The sequence below is a fragment of the Agromyces aerolatus genome (genome assembly GCF_031432255.1).
GTDB lineage: Bacteria > Actinomycetota > Actinomycetes > Actinomycetales > Microbacteriaceae > Agromyces.
In genome coordinates this window covers 99,363-113,193 of record NZ_JAVKGQ010000003.1, presented here as the reverse complement: position 1 = coordinate 113,193, position 13,831 = coordinate 99,363, and the positions used below count along the sequence as shown (strand labels likewise).

At 70.7% G+C, this 13,831-nt stretch carries 13 protein-coding genes; 7 read left to right on the top strand and 6 right to left on the bottom strand.

Features of this window, described 5'->3' with window-relative positions:
* Positions 1-12: 12 nt before the first annotated feature.
* The 3 genes from RH864_RS05375 to RH864_RS05365 are packed head-to-tail and all read right to left on the bottom strand — an operon-like array spanning position 13 to position 2,582.
* On the bottom strand, positions 13-1,314 hold the full coding sequence (locus RH864_RS05375) for an MFS transporter (RefSeq protein ID WP_310516497.1): 1,302 nt from the start codon (positions 1,312-1,314) through the stop codon (positions 13-15).
* Positions 1,315-1,326: 12 nt separating this feature from the next.
* On the bottom strand, positions 1,327-1,659 hold the full coding sequence (locus tag RH864_RS05370; protein ID WP_310516496.1) for a hypothetical protein: 333 nt from the start codon (positions 1,657-1,659) through the stop codon (positions 1,327-1,329).
* Positions 1,656-2,582 (bottom strand): DUF6772 family protein, encoded by a 927-nt coding sequence (locus RH864_RS05365; protein ID WP_310516495.1) that lies wholly within the window; start codon positions 2,580-2,582, stop codon positions 1,656-1,658. Before RH864_RS05365 ends, RH864_RS05370 begins: the two co-directional genes overlap by 4 nt.
* 90 nt (positions 2,583-2,672) lie before the next feature.
* Here RH864_RS05365 and RH864_RS05360 point away from each other — a divergent pair, with 90 nt between their 5' ends.
* The 7 genes from RH864_RS05360 to RH864_RS05330 all read left to right on the top strand — a co-directional run bounded on the left by RH864_RS05360 (position 2,673) and on the right by RH864_RS05330 (position 10,869).
* A complete protein-coding gene (locus RH864_RS05360; protein ID WP_310516494.1) occupies positions 2,673-4,118 on the top strand; it encodes a mannitol dehydrogenase family protein in 1,446 nt (481 codons plus the stop codon).
* Positions 4,119-4,202: 84 nt separating this feature from the next.
* A complete protein-coding gene (gene iolC / locus RH864_RS05355) occupies positions 4,203-5,171 on the top strand; it encodes a 5-dehydro-2-deoxygluconokinase (RefSeq protein ID WP_310516493.1) in 969 nt (322 codons plus the stop codon).
* On the top strand, positions 5,158-6,099 hold the full coding sequence (locus tag RH864_RS05350) for a class I fructose-bisphosphate aldolase (protein ID WP_310516492.1): 942 nt from the start codon (positions 5,158-5,160) through the stop codon (positions 6,097-6,099). The genes iolC and RH864_RS05350 overlap by 14 nt, the downstream gene beginning before the upstream one ends.
* Positions 6,096-7,049: a 5-deoxy-glucuronate isomerase gene (iolB, locus tag RH864_RS05345; RefSeq protein ID WP_310516491.1), complete on the top strand. Its 954-nt coding sequence runs from the start codon at positions 6,096-6,098 to the stop codon at positions 7,047-7,049. Before RH864_RS05350 ends, iolB begins: the two co-directional genes overlap by 4 nt.
* Positions 7,046-8,971 (top strand): 3D-(3,5/4)-trihydroxycyclohexane-1,2-dione acylhydrolase (decyclizing), encoded by a 1,926-nt coding sequence (iolD, locus tag RH864_RS05340; protein WP_310516490.1) that lies wholly within the window; start codon positions 7,046-7,048, stop codon positions 8,969-8,971. The genes iolB and iolD overlap by 4 nt, the downstream gene beginning before the upstream one ends.
* Before the next feature lie 3 nt (positions 8,972-8,974).
* On the top strand, positions 8,975-10,000 hold the full coding sequence (gene iolG, locus RH864_RS05335; protein WP_310516489.1) for an inositol 2-dehydrogenase: 1,026 nt from the start codon (positions 8,975-8,977) through the stop codon (positions 9,998-10,000).
* Entirely contained in the window at positions 9,997-10,869 is an 873-nt protein-coding gene (locus RH864_RS05330) for a TIM barrel protein (protein ID WP_310516488.1), read from the top strand. The genes iolG and RH864_RS05330 overlap by 4 nt, the downstream gene beginning before the upstream one ends.
* On the opposite strand, the gene RH864_RS05325 is transcribed toward RH864_RS05330, so the two are convergent.
* The 3 genes from RH864_RS05325 to RH864_RS05315 all read right to left on the bottom strand — a co-directional run bounded on the left by RH864_RS05325 (position 10,850) and on the right by RH864_RS05315 (position 13,808).
* Positions 10,850-11,611, bottom strand: coding sequence for a GntR family transcriptional regulator (locus RH864_RS05325; protein ID WP_310516487.1), 762 nt, complete (start codon positions 11,609-11,611; stop codon positions 10,850-10,852). The genes RH864_RS05330 and RH864_RS05325 overlap by 20 nt on opposite strands.
* Positions 11,612-11,718: 107 nt before the next feature.
* Positions 11,719-13,062, bottom strand: a complete 1,344-nt coding sequence (locus RH864_RS05320) for a 6-phospho-beta-glucosidase (RefSeq protein WP_310516486.1) — start codon at positions 13,060-13,062, stop codon at positions 11,719-11,721.
* Positions 13,059-13,808, bottom strand: a complete 750-nt coding sequence (locus RH864_RS05315; RefSeq protein ID WP_310516485.1) for a DeoR/GlpR family DNA-binding transcription regulator — start codon at positions 13,806-13,808, stop codon at positions 13,059-13,061. The genes RH864_RS05320 and RH864_RS05315 overlap by 4 nt, the downstream gene beginning before the upstream one ends.
* Positions 13,809-13,831 lie beyond the last annotated feature (23 nt).

Sequence of the window (13,831 nt, the reverse complement as noted above, 5' to 3'; positions counted from 1 at the left end):
GACCCGACGAGCTCATGCGGAGACGGCGGCCGTCTTCGACGCGTCGGCGACGAGCTTCCGCGTCTCCGGGAGGAAGAACATGCCGATCGCGGCGAGCGCCATGAGCAGCGTGCAGTACAGCGCGACCAGCCAGAAGCCGCCGTCGGCGGCCGAGGTGAGCGCCGCCGCCACGAACGGCAGGGTGCCGCCCACGAGCGCGCCCGTGATCTCGCGGCTGAAGGTGACGCCGGTGTACCGGTGCCGGACATCGAACAGCTCCGACATGAAGCCGGACTGCGCGGCGAGCATGGCGTCGTTGCAGAACGTGAAGATCAGCACGAGCGCGATCCACACCAGGATGGGGGTGCCCGTGTTCAGCAGGAAGAAGAACGGGAACACCAGCAGTGCCGCCCCGATGGCCCCCGCGAGGAACACCGGCCGGCGGCCGACCCGGTCGGAGATCCATCCCGCGAGCGGGATCGTGACCAGCTTGAGCAGATTGCCGATGAGGATGCCGGTGAGGCCGATCCAGGCCGGCGCGCCGACCACCGTCGCGAGGTACGTGAGCGCGTACACCGACGGCAGGTAGCTGGCGACGTTCGGCCCGATGCTCGCGAGCATGGCGAGCGGAACCCGGCGGCCGGCTGAGCGGAAGAGCTCGGTGAGCGCGACCCGAGGAACGTCCCGCTGGGCCTTCGACTCCGCGAACTCCGGGCTCTCGGGTACCTTCAGCCGGATGATGATGCCGACGACGCAGACCAGGATGCTCGCGAGGAATGCGACGCGCCAGCCCCAGCTCAGGAACGCCTCCTCGGGCAGCGTCGTGTTCAGCACGGTCAGCACACCCGTCGCCAGCAGGGCGCCCGCGGCGTTGCCCGCGCCCGGGATCGCGGCGTTCAATCCGCGCGACGAGTCGGACGAGTGCTCGGCTGCGAGCAACGTGGCGCCGGCATACTCGCCGCCCGCACCGAAGCCCTGCAGCACACGGAGCACGATCAGCAGGATCGGCGCCGCGATGCCGATGGTCGCCGCATCGGGAATCAGGCCGATCAGGGTCGACGAGATGCCCATGAGGACCAGCGTGAGGAACAGCATCTGGCGGCGGCCGTACCGGTCGCCGAGATTGCCGATGATCACCCCGCCGACCGGCCGGGCGAAGAAGCCCACCGCGAACGTGGCGAACGACGCGAGCGTCGCCGTCAGCGTGTCCTGTGTCGGGAAGAACACGGCGGGAAAGACCAATGCACTGGCGGTCGCATAGAGCGAGAAGTCGTACCACTCGAGCGCCGTGCCGACGGTCGCGCCGACCGTGGCCTTGTTGATTCGAAACGTCATCGTTCTCTCTTCCTATCCTTTCAGGGCGAGCCGGACGGAGAGCACGCAGGGCGTCTCCCGGCCGTCCTCGGTGGTAGCGATTCCCACGAGCCGGAGGAATCCGCCGAACTGGGTGACCCGGACGAATGCGGAGTCGGCGACGGCGAGCGTCGTGCCCTCGTCGAGCCAGCGGATGCCGTCGGGGCTCAGCTGGACGCGGAGGGTGATGGTCGTGCCCGGCGACGCATCGTGCACTTCGACGAAGAAGATGGCTTCCTCGGCCCATCCGCACTCGAAGGGATGGGTTTCGATGGCCGAGGCGAAGTCCTGACGCAACTCGACGACGGAGGTGGAGAAGTGCTTCATGCCCGTGCTCCCGTCTCGGCCGAGATGACCACGGAGTCGAGGAAGAGCGACACGCGCCGGGCGGTGTCGGCCTCCACGAAGAAGACCGGATTGAGCAGGCCCTCGATGTCGTTGTAGGCCGGCGCGAGCGTCGGGCCTGCACCGGCGGGGAAGGTGAACCGCCGGCCGCCCACGCGGAACTCCTCGTAGCTGCGGGTCTCGAGGTTGACGGTGAGCGACAGCGGCGTCCAGTTGAGCTTGTCGTCGGACTCGTTGTAGATCAGGTGCTGCTCGCCGTCGTCGAACCACGAGGTCGCGACCGTCGAGCCATCGGCGAAGCGCTGCCCGAACCATTGCGGGTCGATGCCCGCCTTGTGCCAGCCGTCGGCGCCGTAGCTCCACTCGGCGTCGGTGGCGTCGGTCCGGCTGTAGTACTGCCACCGCCTGACGGGTCGGCCTTCGAGCGCGTTCACGTATCGGACGCCCGGCATGTACCGGTGTTCGCCGTCCTGGAGGTCGACGAACATGCCGAACGCGCGCACGTCGTTGACGCCCAGCCCGGGGCGATCCTGCTCGGCCTTGTAGGCGAAGAGCGTCTCGACGCGCAGCCGGCGAACGTCCGCCGGTACCGCGAGGCGCTTGATCGACAGCCCCATCGACCCCGGAGCGGGCGGCTGGTCGGGGGCAGCGGCTGCGGCGCGGCTGGAGATCTTGAGCGAGTACGTGCCCTGCGCCGATCCGTGCGTGCCGCCGAACGCGAACGTCGCCGAGCTGAGCATCGTCGGGCCCCAGTGGATCAGGTCGATGTCGTCGGAATGCTCGCGGAACCCGGGGGCGACGAAGTTCGGGCGGAGGTCGAGCCATCCGCTCACGCCGTGGTCGAAATCGTCCGCGACGAGCACTCGTGGGAGTGGGTCGAAGAAACCGAGGGGGGCGAAGTTCATCGTCATTGACGCCGATCTGTGCTTGAACAAACGATTTACCATTTGTACGCTGGACCCGAGTCCCTGTCAATTCACGATCCGAGGAGCGCGATGCCCGACCGCGAGCACCAGCCCACCACCGCCCCTGGGCCCGCCCGCGCGCTGCCCGCGCCCGACCGCCGTCGCGTGACGCCCGGCATCCTGCACTTCGGCGTCGGCAACTTCCACCGGTCGCACCAGGCGATGTATCTCGACCGTCTCATCCGGCGCGGGGAAGCGGACGACTGGGGGATCGTCGGCGTCGGGCTCCTTGCCCGCGACGCCCGAATGGGCGAGGTGCTGCGCACACAGGACTTCACCTACACGCTGGTCGAGCGGGCGGCCGACGGAGCGATGGCGGGCACCAGGATCGGCTCGATCATCGACTATCTGCACGCACCCGACTCCCCCCGTGCGGTGCTCGAGGCCCTCGCCTCGCCGACGATCCGCATCGTCTCGCTCACCATCACCGAGGGTGGGTACCACACGTCGGACGTCACGGGCGAGTTCGATCTCGCGAACCCGGATATCGTCGCCGACGCCGCCTCGAGCTCACCGCGTACGGTGTTCGGGGTGCTCGCAGCCGGCCTCAAACTGCGGCGTGAGCGCGGCGTCGCGCCATTCACCGTGGTCTCATGCGACAACATCCTGGGAAACGGCGACGTCGCGCGTCGCGCGCTCGTGGCGTTCGCCGGCCTGGCGCACGGCGCCGAGTTCGCGAACTGGATCCGCGACGAGGTGGCCTTCCCGAACAGCATGGTCGACCGCATCACGCCCGTCACGACCGACGCCGAACGCGAGCTGGTGCGCACGGCGTTCGGGATCGACGACGCCTGGCCCGTGGTCTGCGAGCCCTTCGTGCAGTGGGTCATCGAGGACCGGTTCACGCTCGGACGACCGGCCTGGGAAGAGGTCGGCGTCCAGGTGGTGGATGACGTCGAACCGTACGAACGAATGAAACTGCGGCTGTTGAACGGCAGCCATCAGGCGATGGCGTACCCAGGCCTGCTCGCCGGCTACGACTACGTCCACGAGGCCGTAGCCGATCCACACGTGCGCGAGCTCGTCGAGCGGTACATGCGGGCCGAGGCCGCCCCGACACTCGCGGCGGTCCCTGGCATCGACCTGGCCGCCTACCGGTCGGAGTTGATGGAACGGTTCGGGAACCCGTTCATCCGGGACACGTTGCGCCGGCTCGCGACGGACGCGAGCGACCGCATCCCGAAGTTCCTGGTCCCGGTCGCCCGGGATCGGTCCGCGGCGGGGCTGGCGTCACCCGCTGCGGCGGCCGTCGTCGCCGCCTGGGCGGCTCACGCGCGGAAGGTGCTCTCGTCGGGGGCTTCGCTCGACGACCGCAATCACGACCTCGTCGCTGCGGCGATCTCGGACGCCGATGCAGATCCGCAGCGCTTCCTGGCACACCGCGACTGGTTCGGCGACCTGGCCGACGACCGGGCATTCGTCGACGCGTTCACCGCTGCGTTCGAGTCGATGACCCGAACGGCCGCGCAGCCCTGACGTGGACCACTCGGGCAGGTGCAAATGTCCTGACATTTGCTAGGGTGGCAGCGTGATGGCATCGGGCGAGGACACTGGAGAGCGATGAGCGACGCGGCCGCGACGAAGGATCTGATCGCGATCGGCCGGCTCGGGGTGGATCTGTACCCCCTGCAGGACGGCCTCGGGCTGGAGGACGTCGAGACGTTCGGCAAGTACCTCGGCGGCAGCGCCGCCAATGTGACGGTCGCCGCCGCGCGTCACGGCCGGTCGGCCGCGCTCGTCTCGGCGGTCGGCGACGACCCGTTCGGGCGCTACCTGCGACGCGAGCTCCGGGGGCTCGGCGTGGACGACGCCTACGTCGGCGTCTCGACCGAGTACGCCACGCCGGTGACGTTCTGCGAGATCTTCCCGCCCGACGACTTCCCGATCTACTTCTACCGCAAGCCCAAAGCGCCCGACCTCACCGTCGCCGCCGAGAGCCTCGACCTCGACGCGATCCGCTCGGCCCGCATCTTCTGGGCGACGGTGTCCGGGCTGTCCGAAGAGCCGAGCCGCGGCGCACACCATGCGGCCTGGGCCGCGCGCGGCCGTCGGCCGCACACCATCCTCGACCTCGACTACCGGCGGGAGTTCTGGGCGTCACCCGCTGACGCGACCGAGCAGGTCGCCCGAGCGCTCGACTTCGTGACGGTCGCCATCGGGAACCGCGAGGAGTGCGAGATCGCCGTCGGTGAGCGCGACCCCGAACGGGCCGCCGACGCGCTCCTCGAGCGCGGCGTCGAGCTCGCGGTCGTCAAGCAGGGCCCCGAAGGGGTGCTCGCGAAGACGCGCGACGAATCCGTCGTCGTGCCCGCCTTCCCGGTCGACGTGGTGAACGGGCTCGGCGCGGGCGACGGGTTCGGCGGTGCGTTCTGCCACGGCCTGCTCGAAGGCTGGGGCCTCGAACGGATCCTGCGCTTCGCCAATGTGGCCGGTGCGGTCGTCGCCTCCCGACGCGAATGCTCGACCGCGATGCCGACCACGAGCGAGGTCGACGCCGTGCTCGAAGGGGCCGCCGGTGCGCGCGGCTGAGCGGCAGCGCGTCCTCGGCGACGACGCCTTCGCCCACCTCCGCGAGGTGAGGGCGGCACGACCCGGTGAGATCCGTGCGGCGCTCGGCCGACGCATCCGCCGACCGTTGCTCTCAGGCGACGGGCGCCTCTTCATCGTCGCAGCCGACCACCCGGCCCGTGGTGCGCTCGGCGTCGGCGCCGACGCCATGGCCATGGCGGACCGGTACGACCTGCTCGACCGGCTCGCGCTCGCGCTGTCGCGCCCTGGCGTCGACGGCGTGCTCGCGACCCCCGACCTCATCGACGACCTCGCGCTGCTCGGCGCACTCGACGGGAAGATCGTCGTCGGCTCGATGAACCGCGGCGGGCTGCGCGGCGCCTCGTTCGAGCTCGACGACCGCTTCACCGCCTACGACGTCGAGGCGATGACCCGCGACCGGCTCGACTTCGCCAAGACGCTCCTGCGCATCGACCTCGACGACCCGGGTACGCTCGCCACGCTCGAGGCGACGGCCCGCGCGGTCGACGAGGCCGCACGCGCGGAGCTGCCGATCATGCTCGAACCGTTCGTCAGTGGTCGCCGCGACGGGCGGGTCGTGAACGACCTGACCGCCGACGCGGTCATCAGGTCGGTCGCGATCGCCTCCGGCCTCGGCCGGTCCTCCGCGTACACCTGGTTGAAGCTGCCGGTCGTTCCCGAGATGGAGCGCGTGATGTCGGCCACGACCCTGCCGACGCTGCTGCTCGGCGGCGAGCCCGACGGCGACCCCGAGGCCGCATACCGCGGATGGGAGCACGCGCTCACGCTGCCCGGAGTCCGCGGCCTCGTGGTGGGCCGCACCCTGCTCTACCCCGCCGACGGCGACGTCGCCACGGCGGTCGACCAGGCGGCCGCGATCGTCCACGGGCCGGACCACGCAGACGAGCCGAACGGGGCGCGCTCGTGACGCGCGCGCCGGCCGACGACTGGTTCTTCCCGAGAGGCGCCCTCGCGCGCGAGGGCTGGGAGTCGGTGGTGGATGCCTCGACGCCCGGGTGGGCGCACACGGGGCTCAGAGTCGCCGAGCTCGAAGCCGGCACCTCCCTTCCCCTGCCCGCGGGCGACGTCGAACGGCTCATCGTGCCGCTTCGCGGCTCGTTCACGGTGCGCTACCGGCTCGACGGCGACGGCGCGACCGGCCTCGACGGCGACGGCGCGTGGGTGACCGTGGAGCTCGCCGGACGGGAGTCCGTCTTCGACGGCCCGACCGACGTCCTCTATCTCCCCGTCGGTGCGCACGCCGACCTGACCGGCCCCGGCCGCGTCGCGGTCGCCGAGGCGCCGGCCACCGTTCGGAAGCCCGTGCGCCACATCGCGCGCGACGAGGTGCCGGTCGAGCTCAGGGGCGCGGGCCGGTCGAGCCGGCAGGTGCACAACTTCGGCACCCCTGACCTCCTCGACGCCGACCGCTTCATCGTGTGCGAGGTGCTCACCCCCGCTGACAACTGGTCCTCGTATCCGCCGCACAAGCACGACGTGCACGTGCCCGGCTCGGAGTCCCGCCTCGAGGAGATCTACTACTTCGAGACGGCGGTCGAGCGGGGGCGCGAGGCGCCCCCCGAGGCCGACCCGTACGGCCTCATGCGCACCTCCTCGTCGGAAGCCGGCGAGATCGACACCCTCGTCGAGGTGCGCCCGGGAGACATCGCCCTGGTCCCATACGGCTGGCACGGTCCGTGCGCGGCGAGCCCGGGCTACGACCTCTACTACCTCAATGTGATGGCGGGCCCCGACCCCGAGCGGGTCTGGAACATCTCCGACCACCCGGCGCACGCCTGGGTGCGCGGAACCTGGGACGACCAGGACATCGACCCCCGGCTCCCGTACGGAGCAGCACCCAGGAAGGGGCAGGCATGACCACACGACGGATGACGGTGAGCCAGGCGCTCGTGGAGTTCCTGGCCCGGCAGTGGACGGTCGACGGAGCCCATCGGGAGCGCACGATCGCCGGCACGTTCGGCATCTTCGGGCACGGCAACGTCGCGGGCGTCGGACAGGCGCTCATGCAGCTGAACGCCACGCAGCCCGGACTCATGCCGTACCACCAGGCCCGCAACGAGCAGGCGATGGTGCACCAGTCGGTCGGCTACGCACGCCTGCGCCGCCGCCTCGGCACGATGGCCAGCGCCGCATCTGTCGGCCCCGGCGCGACGAACATGCTGACCGGCGCGGCGCTCGCGACCACCAACCGACTGCCCGCACTGCTGCTGCCGAGCGACACGTTCGCGACCCGCGTCGCCGATCCCGTCCTGCAACAGCTCGAGCTGCCGCACGACACCGGCCTCACGGTGAACGACGCCTTCCGCCCGTTGTCGCGGTTCTTCGACCGCGTGCAGCGCCCCGAGCAGCTGTACTCGGTCGCGCTCGCGGCGATGCGCGTGCTCACCGATCCGGCCGAGACGGGCGCCGTGACCATCGCGCTCCCCGAGGACGTGCAGGCCGAAGCGCTCGACGTCCCCGTCGAGTTCCTGCAGGAGCGCGAGTGGCATCTGCGCCGCCCCGTTCCTGAGCGCGGTGCGCTCGAGCGGGCGGTCGCGGCCGTCGCGGCCGCGAAGCATCCGTTCATCATCGCCGGAGGTGGCGTGATCTACTCGGCGGCCGAGACGCAGCTGCGCGCCCTCGTCGAGGCGACCGGGATCCCCGTCGGCACGACTCAGGCCGGCGGCGGTGCGCTCGACTGGGACCACCCGCAGTACCTCGGTGCCGTCGGCGCCACCGGCACCACCGCGGCGAACCGTGCCGCGGCCGAGGCCGATGTCGTCATCGGCATCGGTACCCGGTACAGCGATTTCACGACCGCGAGCCGCACCGCGTTCCAGAACCCGGATGTGCGGTTCGTCAACATCAATGTCGCGGCGTTCGACGCCTACAAGCACGGCACGCAGATCGCCGTCGTCGCCGACGCGCGCGAAGCGCTCGTCGCGCTCGCCGCCGAGCTGGAGCGGTACCGGATCCCGGCCGAGTACGCCGAACAGGTGCGCCGGTGGAAGGCCGCGTGGGACGAGGTGGTGGATGCCTCACTGGCACCCACCGGCCGCGAGCTGCCCGGCCAGCCCGAGATCATCGGCGTCGTGCAGCGCGCGAGCGATCCGCGCGACGTGGTCGTCCAGGCCGCGGGCTCGCTGCCCGGGGATCTGCATAAGCTCTGGCGCGTCCGCGACCCGCTCGGCTACCACGTCGAGTACGCCTACTCGTGCATGGGCTACGAGATCCCGGGCGGCCTCGGGGCCCGCCGCGCTGCGCCCGACCGCGACGTGATCGTCATGGTCGGCGACGGGTCGTACCTCATGATGCACTCGGAGCTGGTCACCGCGGTCGCCGAGGGCATCAAGCTCATCGTGGTGCTCATCCAGAACCACGGCTACGCGTCGATCGGGCATCTCTCCGAGACGGTCGGGTCGGAACGCTTCGGCACGAAGTACCGCTCGTTCGACCGGGCCAGCCAGAGCTTCGAACACGGCGAGGTGCTGCCCATCGACCTCGCGGCGAACGCCCGGAGCTACGGCGTCGACGTCATCGACGTCGAGCCGGGCCCGGACGTCACGGGCCGGCTCACCGCGGCGATGGCCGCGGCGAAGGCCTCCGACCGGACCACGGTCATCCATGTCGCGAGCGACCCGCTGGTCTACGGCCCTGACGGGAACGGCTGGTGGGATGTCCCCGTCGCCGAGGTGTCCGACCTGGACAGCACGCGACGCGCTCGGGCCGACTACGAGCAGCAGCGCGTGCTGCAGCGACCGCTCCTCGGCGACGCGCCGAGCTCAACCGAGAAAGGCTGACCTGTGCTCTCATTCGCCCTGATCGGCGCCGGCCGCATCGGAACCGTGCACGCTGCGAGCATCGCGGCGCATCCCGAAGCCCGGCTCGCGCTCGTCGCCGACCCGGTCGACGGCGCCGCCGAACGCTTGGCCGCGCGGTACGCGGCACGCGCCACGACCGAGGTCGCCGAGGCGTTCGGCGACGACATCGACGCCGTCATCGTCGGGTCGCCGACCCCGTACCACGTCGACCACATCCTCGCCGCCGTCTCGGCCGGCAAGGCCGTGCTGGTCGAGAAGCCCGTCGATCTCGACCTCGCGCGCGTCGACGAGTGCATCGCCGCCGTCAGCGGTTCCGAGCACCGGGTCATGGTCGGCTTCAACCGCCGCTTCGACGCCGGCATCGCCGAGATCAGCGCTCGATCCGCCGCAGGCGAGATCGGACCGGTCCGACAGCTGACCATCATCAGCCGCGACCCCGCGCCGCCGCCCCTCAGCTACGTGGCGCAGTCCGGCGGGATCTTCCGCGACATGGCGATCCACGACCTCGATCTCGTGCGTGCGCTCGGCGGCGAGATCGTCGAGGTGCGCGCGATCGGCCAGCGCGCCGATCCCGCGCTCGCCGAGTTCGGTGACTTCGACGGCGCGATCACGACGCTGACGACCGCGGACGGCGCGATCGCGACGATCATCAACTCGCGCTCGAGCGCAGCCGGGTACGACCAGCGGGTCGAGCTGTTCGGCCCGCTCGGCTCGTTGGAGACGCTGAACCATCGGGGAACGTCGGTGGTCGCCAACACGGCAGCGGGCTCGGCCGCCGGGGTGTATCAGCCCTTCTTCCTCGATCGGTACGCGCAGGCGTACCGCGCCGAGCTCGCGCACTTCATCGACTCGATCCAGGCGGGCACCGCGCCGCAGCCCGGCCTGTTCGACGGCCGTGAGGCGCTCGTCCTGGCCGATGCCGCGTCGGAGAGCGCCGCGACGGGCGAGCCGGTGCAGGTGCGGTCGTCCGGTACAGCACGCCAGCGTATGGAGGAGGAGACGCGATGAGGATCGCCGGTGCCCCGATCAGCTGGGGCGTGTGCGAAGTGCCCGACTGGGGTGTGCAGCTCGCACCCGATCGGGTGCTCGCCGAGATGCGCGAGCTCGGCATGACCGCGACCGAGTTCGGTCCCCAGGGCTGGCTTCCCGAGGAGCCTGCGCGGCGCAGCGGCGTGCTCAGCGAGGCCGGCCTTCAGGCGGTCGGCGCCTTCGTGCCGGTCGTGCTGCACGATCCCGGGCACGACCCGGTTCCGGGCGTCGCCGCAGAGCTGGAGGCGTTCGAGGCGGCGGGCGGCGACACGCTCGTGCTCGCCGCGGCGACCGGCGCCGACGGCTACGACGAGCGTCCGGAGCTCACCGAGGCGCAGTGGCGCACGCTGCTGGCGAATCTCGACCGCGTCGCCGAGCTGGCCCGGTCACGAGGCATCCGGCCCACGCTGCATCCGCACGTCGGCACGCTGATCGAGCGGCGCGACGAGGTGCTGCGTGTGCTCGACGGCTCGAGCATGCCGATCTGCCTCGACACCGGGCACCTGCTGATCGGCGGCACCGATCCCGCGTGGCTCGCGGAGACCTACGCCGATCGCATCGCGCACGTCCACGCGAAGGACGTCTCGGCCGCCCTCGCCGAGCAGGTGCGGTCGGGCGAGCTGACCTACACGGAGGCGGTGCGGCAGGGCATCTACGTTCCGCTCGGTGCCGGCGATGTGGATGTCGCGGCGATCGTCGCCGCGCTCGACGGCGTCGGCTACGACGGATGGTACGTGCTCGAACAGGACACGATCCTCGCCGCCGAGCCGGCCGCGGGAACCGGGCCGGTCGAGGACGTCAGGGCGTCGCTGGCGTTTCTGCGTTCGCTCAGCGATCGACGAGCGTGACCTCGAACGAGTACAGGTCGGAACGGTAGCTGTGCTGGCCGAACTCGACCGCGCGTCCTGAGTTGTCGAACGCGGTGCGGCTCATGGTGAGCACCGCGGCGCCCTCGGCGAGGTCGAGCAGCCGGCTCTCCTCGGCCGTGGCCTGGCGTGCGCCGATCCGTTGCTTCGCGACCCGCAGGGTCACGCCCCTCGAGCGGAGCAGCTGGTAGAGGCCGTGGTCGGTCAGTGCACGCTCGTCGAACGCGATGAACGGCTCGGGGAGGATGTTGTCGAGGATCGCGAGCGGCACGCCGTCCGCATACCGGAGCCGTCTGATGTGCAGGGTCGGCCGGCCCGGTTCGACCCCGAGCTGTTCGACCGCGAGCTCGCCGGCCGGCACGATCTCGGAGGACAGCACGCGCGTGGTCGGTGTGCGCGCGTCGGCGTCGAGGTCCTCGTAGAGGCTCGAGAGCTCGACGTTGCGGTTCACGTGGCTGTGCACGACCTGCGTGCCGACACCCCGCCTGCGGACGAGCAGACCCCGGTCGACCAGCTCCTGGATCGCGCGCCGGATCGTGGGCCGCGAGAACCCGAGGCGCTCGGCGAGCGAGAGCTCGTTCTCGAGGCGCGAACCGGGGGGCAGGCTGCCTTCGGTGATCGCCCGTTCGAGGCACTTCGCGATCTGGAAGTACAGGGGGACCGGACCCGCTCGGTCGATGGTGAGGAAGAGCTCGTCAGGCAGTCGGTGCTCTGCTTGGCCCATCCCGCGACTCCATCCGTCAGTTTGTGCTGACAATGTTACTCACCGGGGAGTCCGCCGGGCGCCCGGGCGACCCGGCGCCCGAGCCGCCGGGCACCCGGCGTGCGCCGTCAGTCCAGAAGCCGTCCGATGGATTCGAAGCGCTGGCTGTAGCCGTCGACGAGCGCGCGGGCGACCTTCACCGAGTCCACCAGCGGATGCGCCGCGAACGCGCGCCAGGCGAGGTCCTTGGAGCCGACCTTGGCCGCCTCGATCGTGAGGCGCTCAGCCGACTTCACCTGCGCCATGAGCCCCAGCATCTCGCCCTCGACGGGAGCGATCGGCCACGGGTGCACGCCGTCGCCGTCGACCACGCACCCGACCTCGACGACCGAGTCGGCGGGAAGCGCGGGGACCAGGTCGCCGTTGCGCACGTTGAGGATCATGGTCGACGGGCGCCCGGTCGCGAGCGCGGCCATGAGGTCGAGCGCGACCGTCTGATAGCCGCCGCCGTCGACGTCGGTCGCGTGCCGCGACTCGTTCACCTCACGACTCTCGGCCATGTAGCTCGACTCGCGCTCGTGGCGCGTCCGCAGCCAGGTCTCGAGCGGGTCTGCGCCGGGGGCCGCGAAGAACTCGGCCTGCTGGCGGTCGAGGAACTCACCGCGCGTGGTCGCGGCCGAGCGGATGCGTTCGGTCGCCTCACGCGTGAAGTAGTAGTAATAGAGGTACTCGTTGGGCAGCGCCCCGAGGGCGCGCACCCAGTCGAAGCCCATCAGCCGCGCCTCTTCGATGGTCGTGAGGGCGGTGTCCGAGCGCAGCAGCTTCGGCAGCTGGTCGACGCCGTCGACCTCGACGCTGCGCAGCCACCCGAGATGGTTCAGGCCGACGTAGTCGAAGTGCAGGGAGGCGGCGTTCGCGGCCGAGCTGTCACCCGTCGCGGCGGCGACTGCGCGCCGCATGAGGCCGATGGGGGTGTCGCAGATGCCGACCACCCGGTCGCCGAGCACGGCCCGCATGGCCTCGGTGACCATGCCGGCGGGGTTCGTGAAGTTGATCACCCAGGCGTCGGGTGCGACATCACGGATCACCTCGGCGAGCTTGACCATGAACGGGATGGTTCGCAGCGCGTAGGCGATACCGCCGGGGCCGACGGTCTCCTGGCCGAGCACGCCGAGCTCGAGCGCGGTGCGTTCGTCGGCGACGCGGCCCGCGGTGCCGCCGATGCGCACGGCGCTGAAGACGAAGTCCGCCCCCGTGAGGGCCTCGGCGAGATCGTCGGTGACGGTGAGCTTCGGCACGTGCCTGGTCTGCTCGGACATCCGGTCGATGACCGAGCGGATGGTCGCGAGCCGCGAGGCCGAGACGTCGAAGAGGCTCAGTTCGTCGATCCGCACCGGGGCGTCATCGGAGGACACCGCCTCGAAGACCTGGGGCACACGGAAGCCGCCGCCTCCGACGATGGTCAGTTTCACGCCGTCATCACCTCGATGTCGTTCTCGCGCAGCACGGCGAGCGTCGCCGGGTCTGCATCCTCATTCGTCACCACGCCCCAGAGATCCTCCGGGCCGCACACACTCAACAGGCCGACGCCCGGGAACTTCGACGCGTCGGCGAGCACGACCGCGCGCTGCGACGACGCGATCATGGATCGCTTGACCGGCACCTCCATGCCCGTCGTGTCGGCGATCGTGCCGTCGGGGCGGATACCGCTCGTGCCGAGGAAGCACGTGGTCGCGCGGATCTGTGCGAGCGCCTGCTCGGTGAGCGCGCCGACCATCGAGTGGTAGTTGCCGCGCACGACGCCGCCGAGCACGATGAGCTCGACGGCGTCGTCGTCTCGGAGCTCGTCGATGACGGCCAGGCTCGAGGTGATCACCGTGATCCGCCGGCCGCGGAGCTCGCGCGCGAGCAGCGCGGTCGTGGTCCCGATGTCGATGAGGATGACGTCGCCGTCCTCGACGAGCTCGGCCGCGCGGACGGCGATGCGCGACTTCTCCGGGCGCTGCTGGCGCTGGACGTCGCTGAACGGCACCTTGTCGGCCTCGATGCTGCCGCCGCCTCGAACACGACGGAGCAGTCCCTCGGCGCTGAGGGCGTTCAGGTCGCGTCGGATGGTGGAGAGCGAGACGCCGAACTGATCGGCGAGGTCTTCGACGGTCACTTCCCCGTCGACCCGGAGCGAATCCAGGATCCTGGCTTGTCGCGTCGCTGTGAGCATGTCCACGAGCATATCAGTCATCT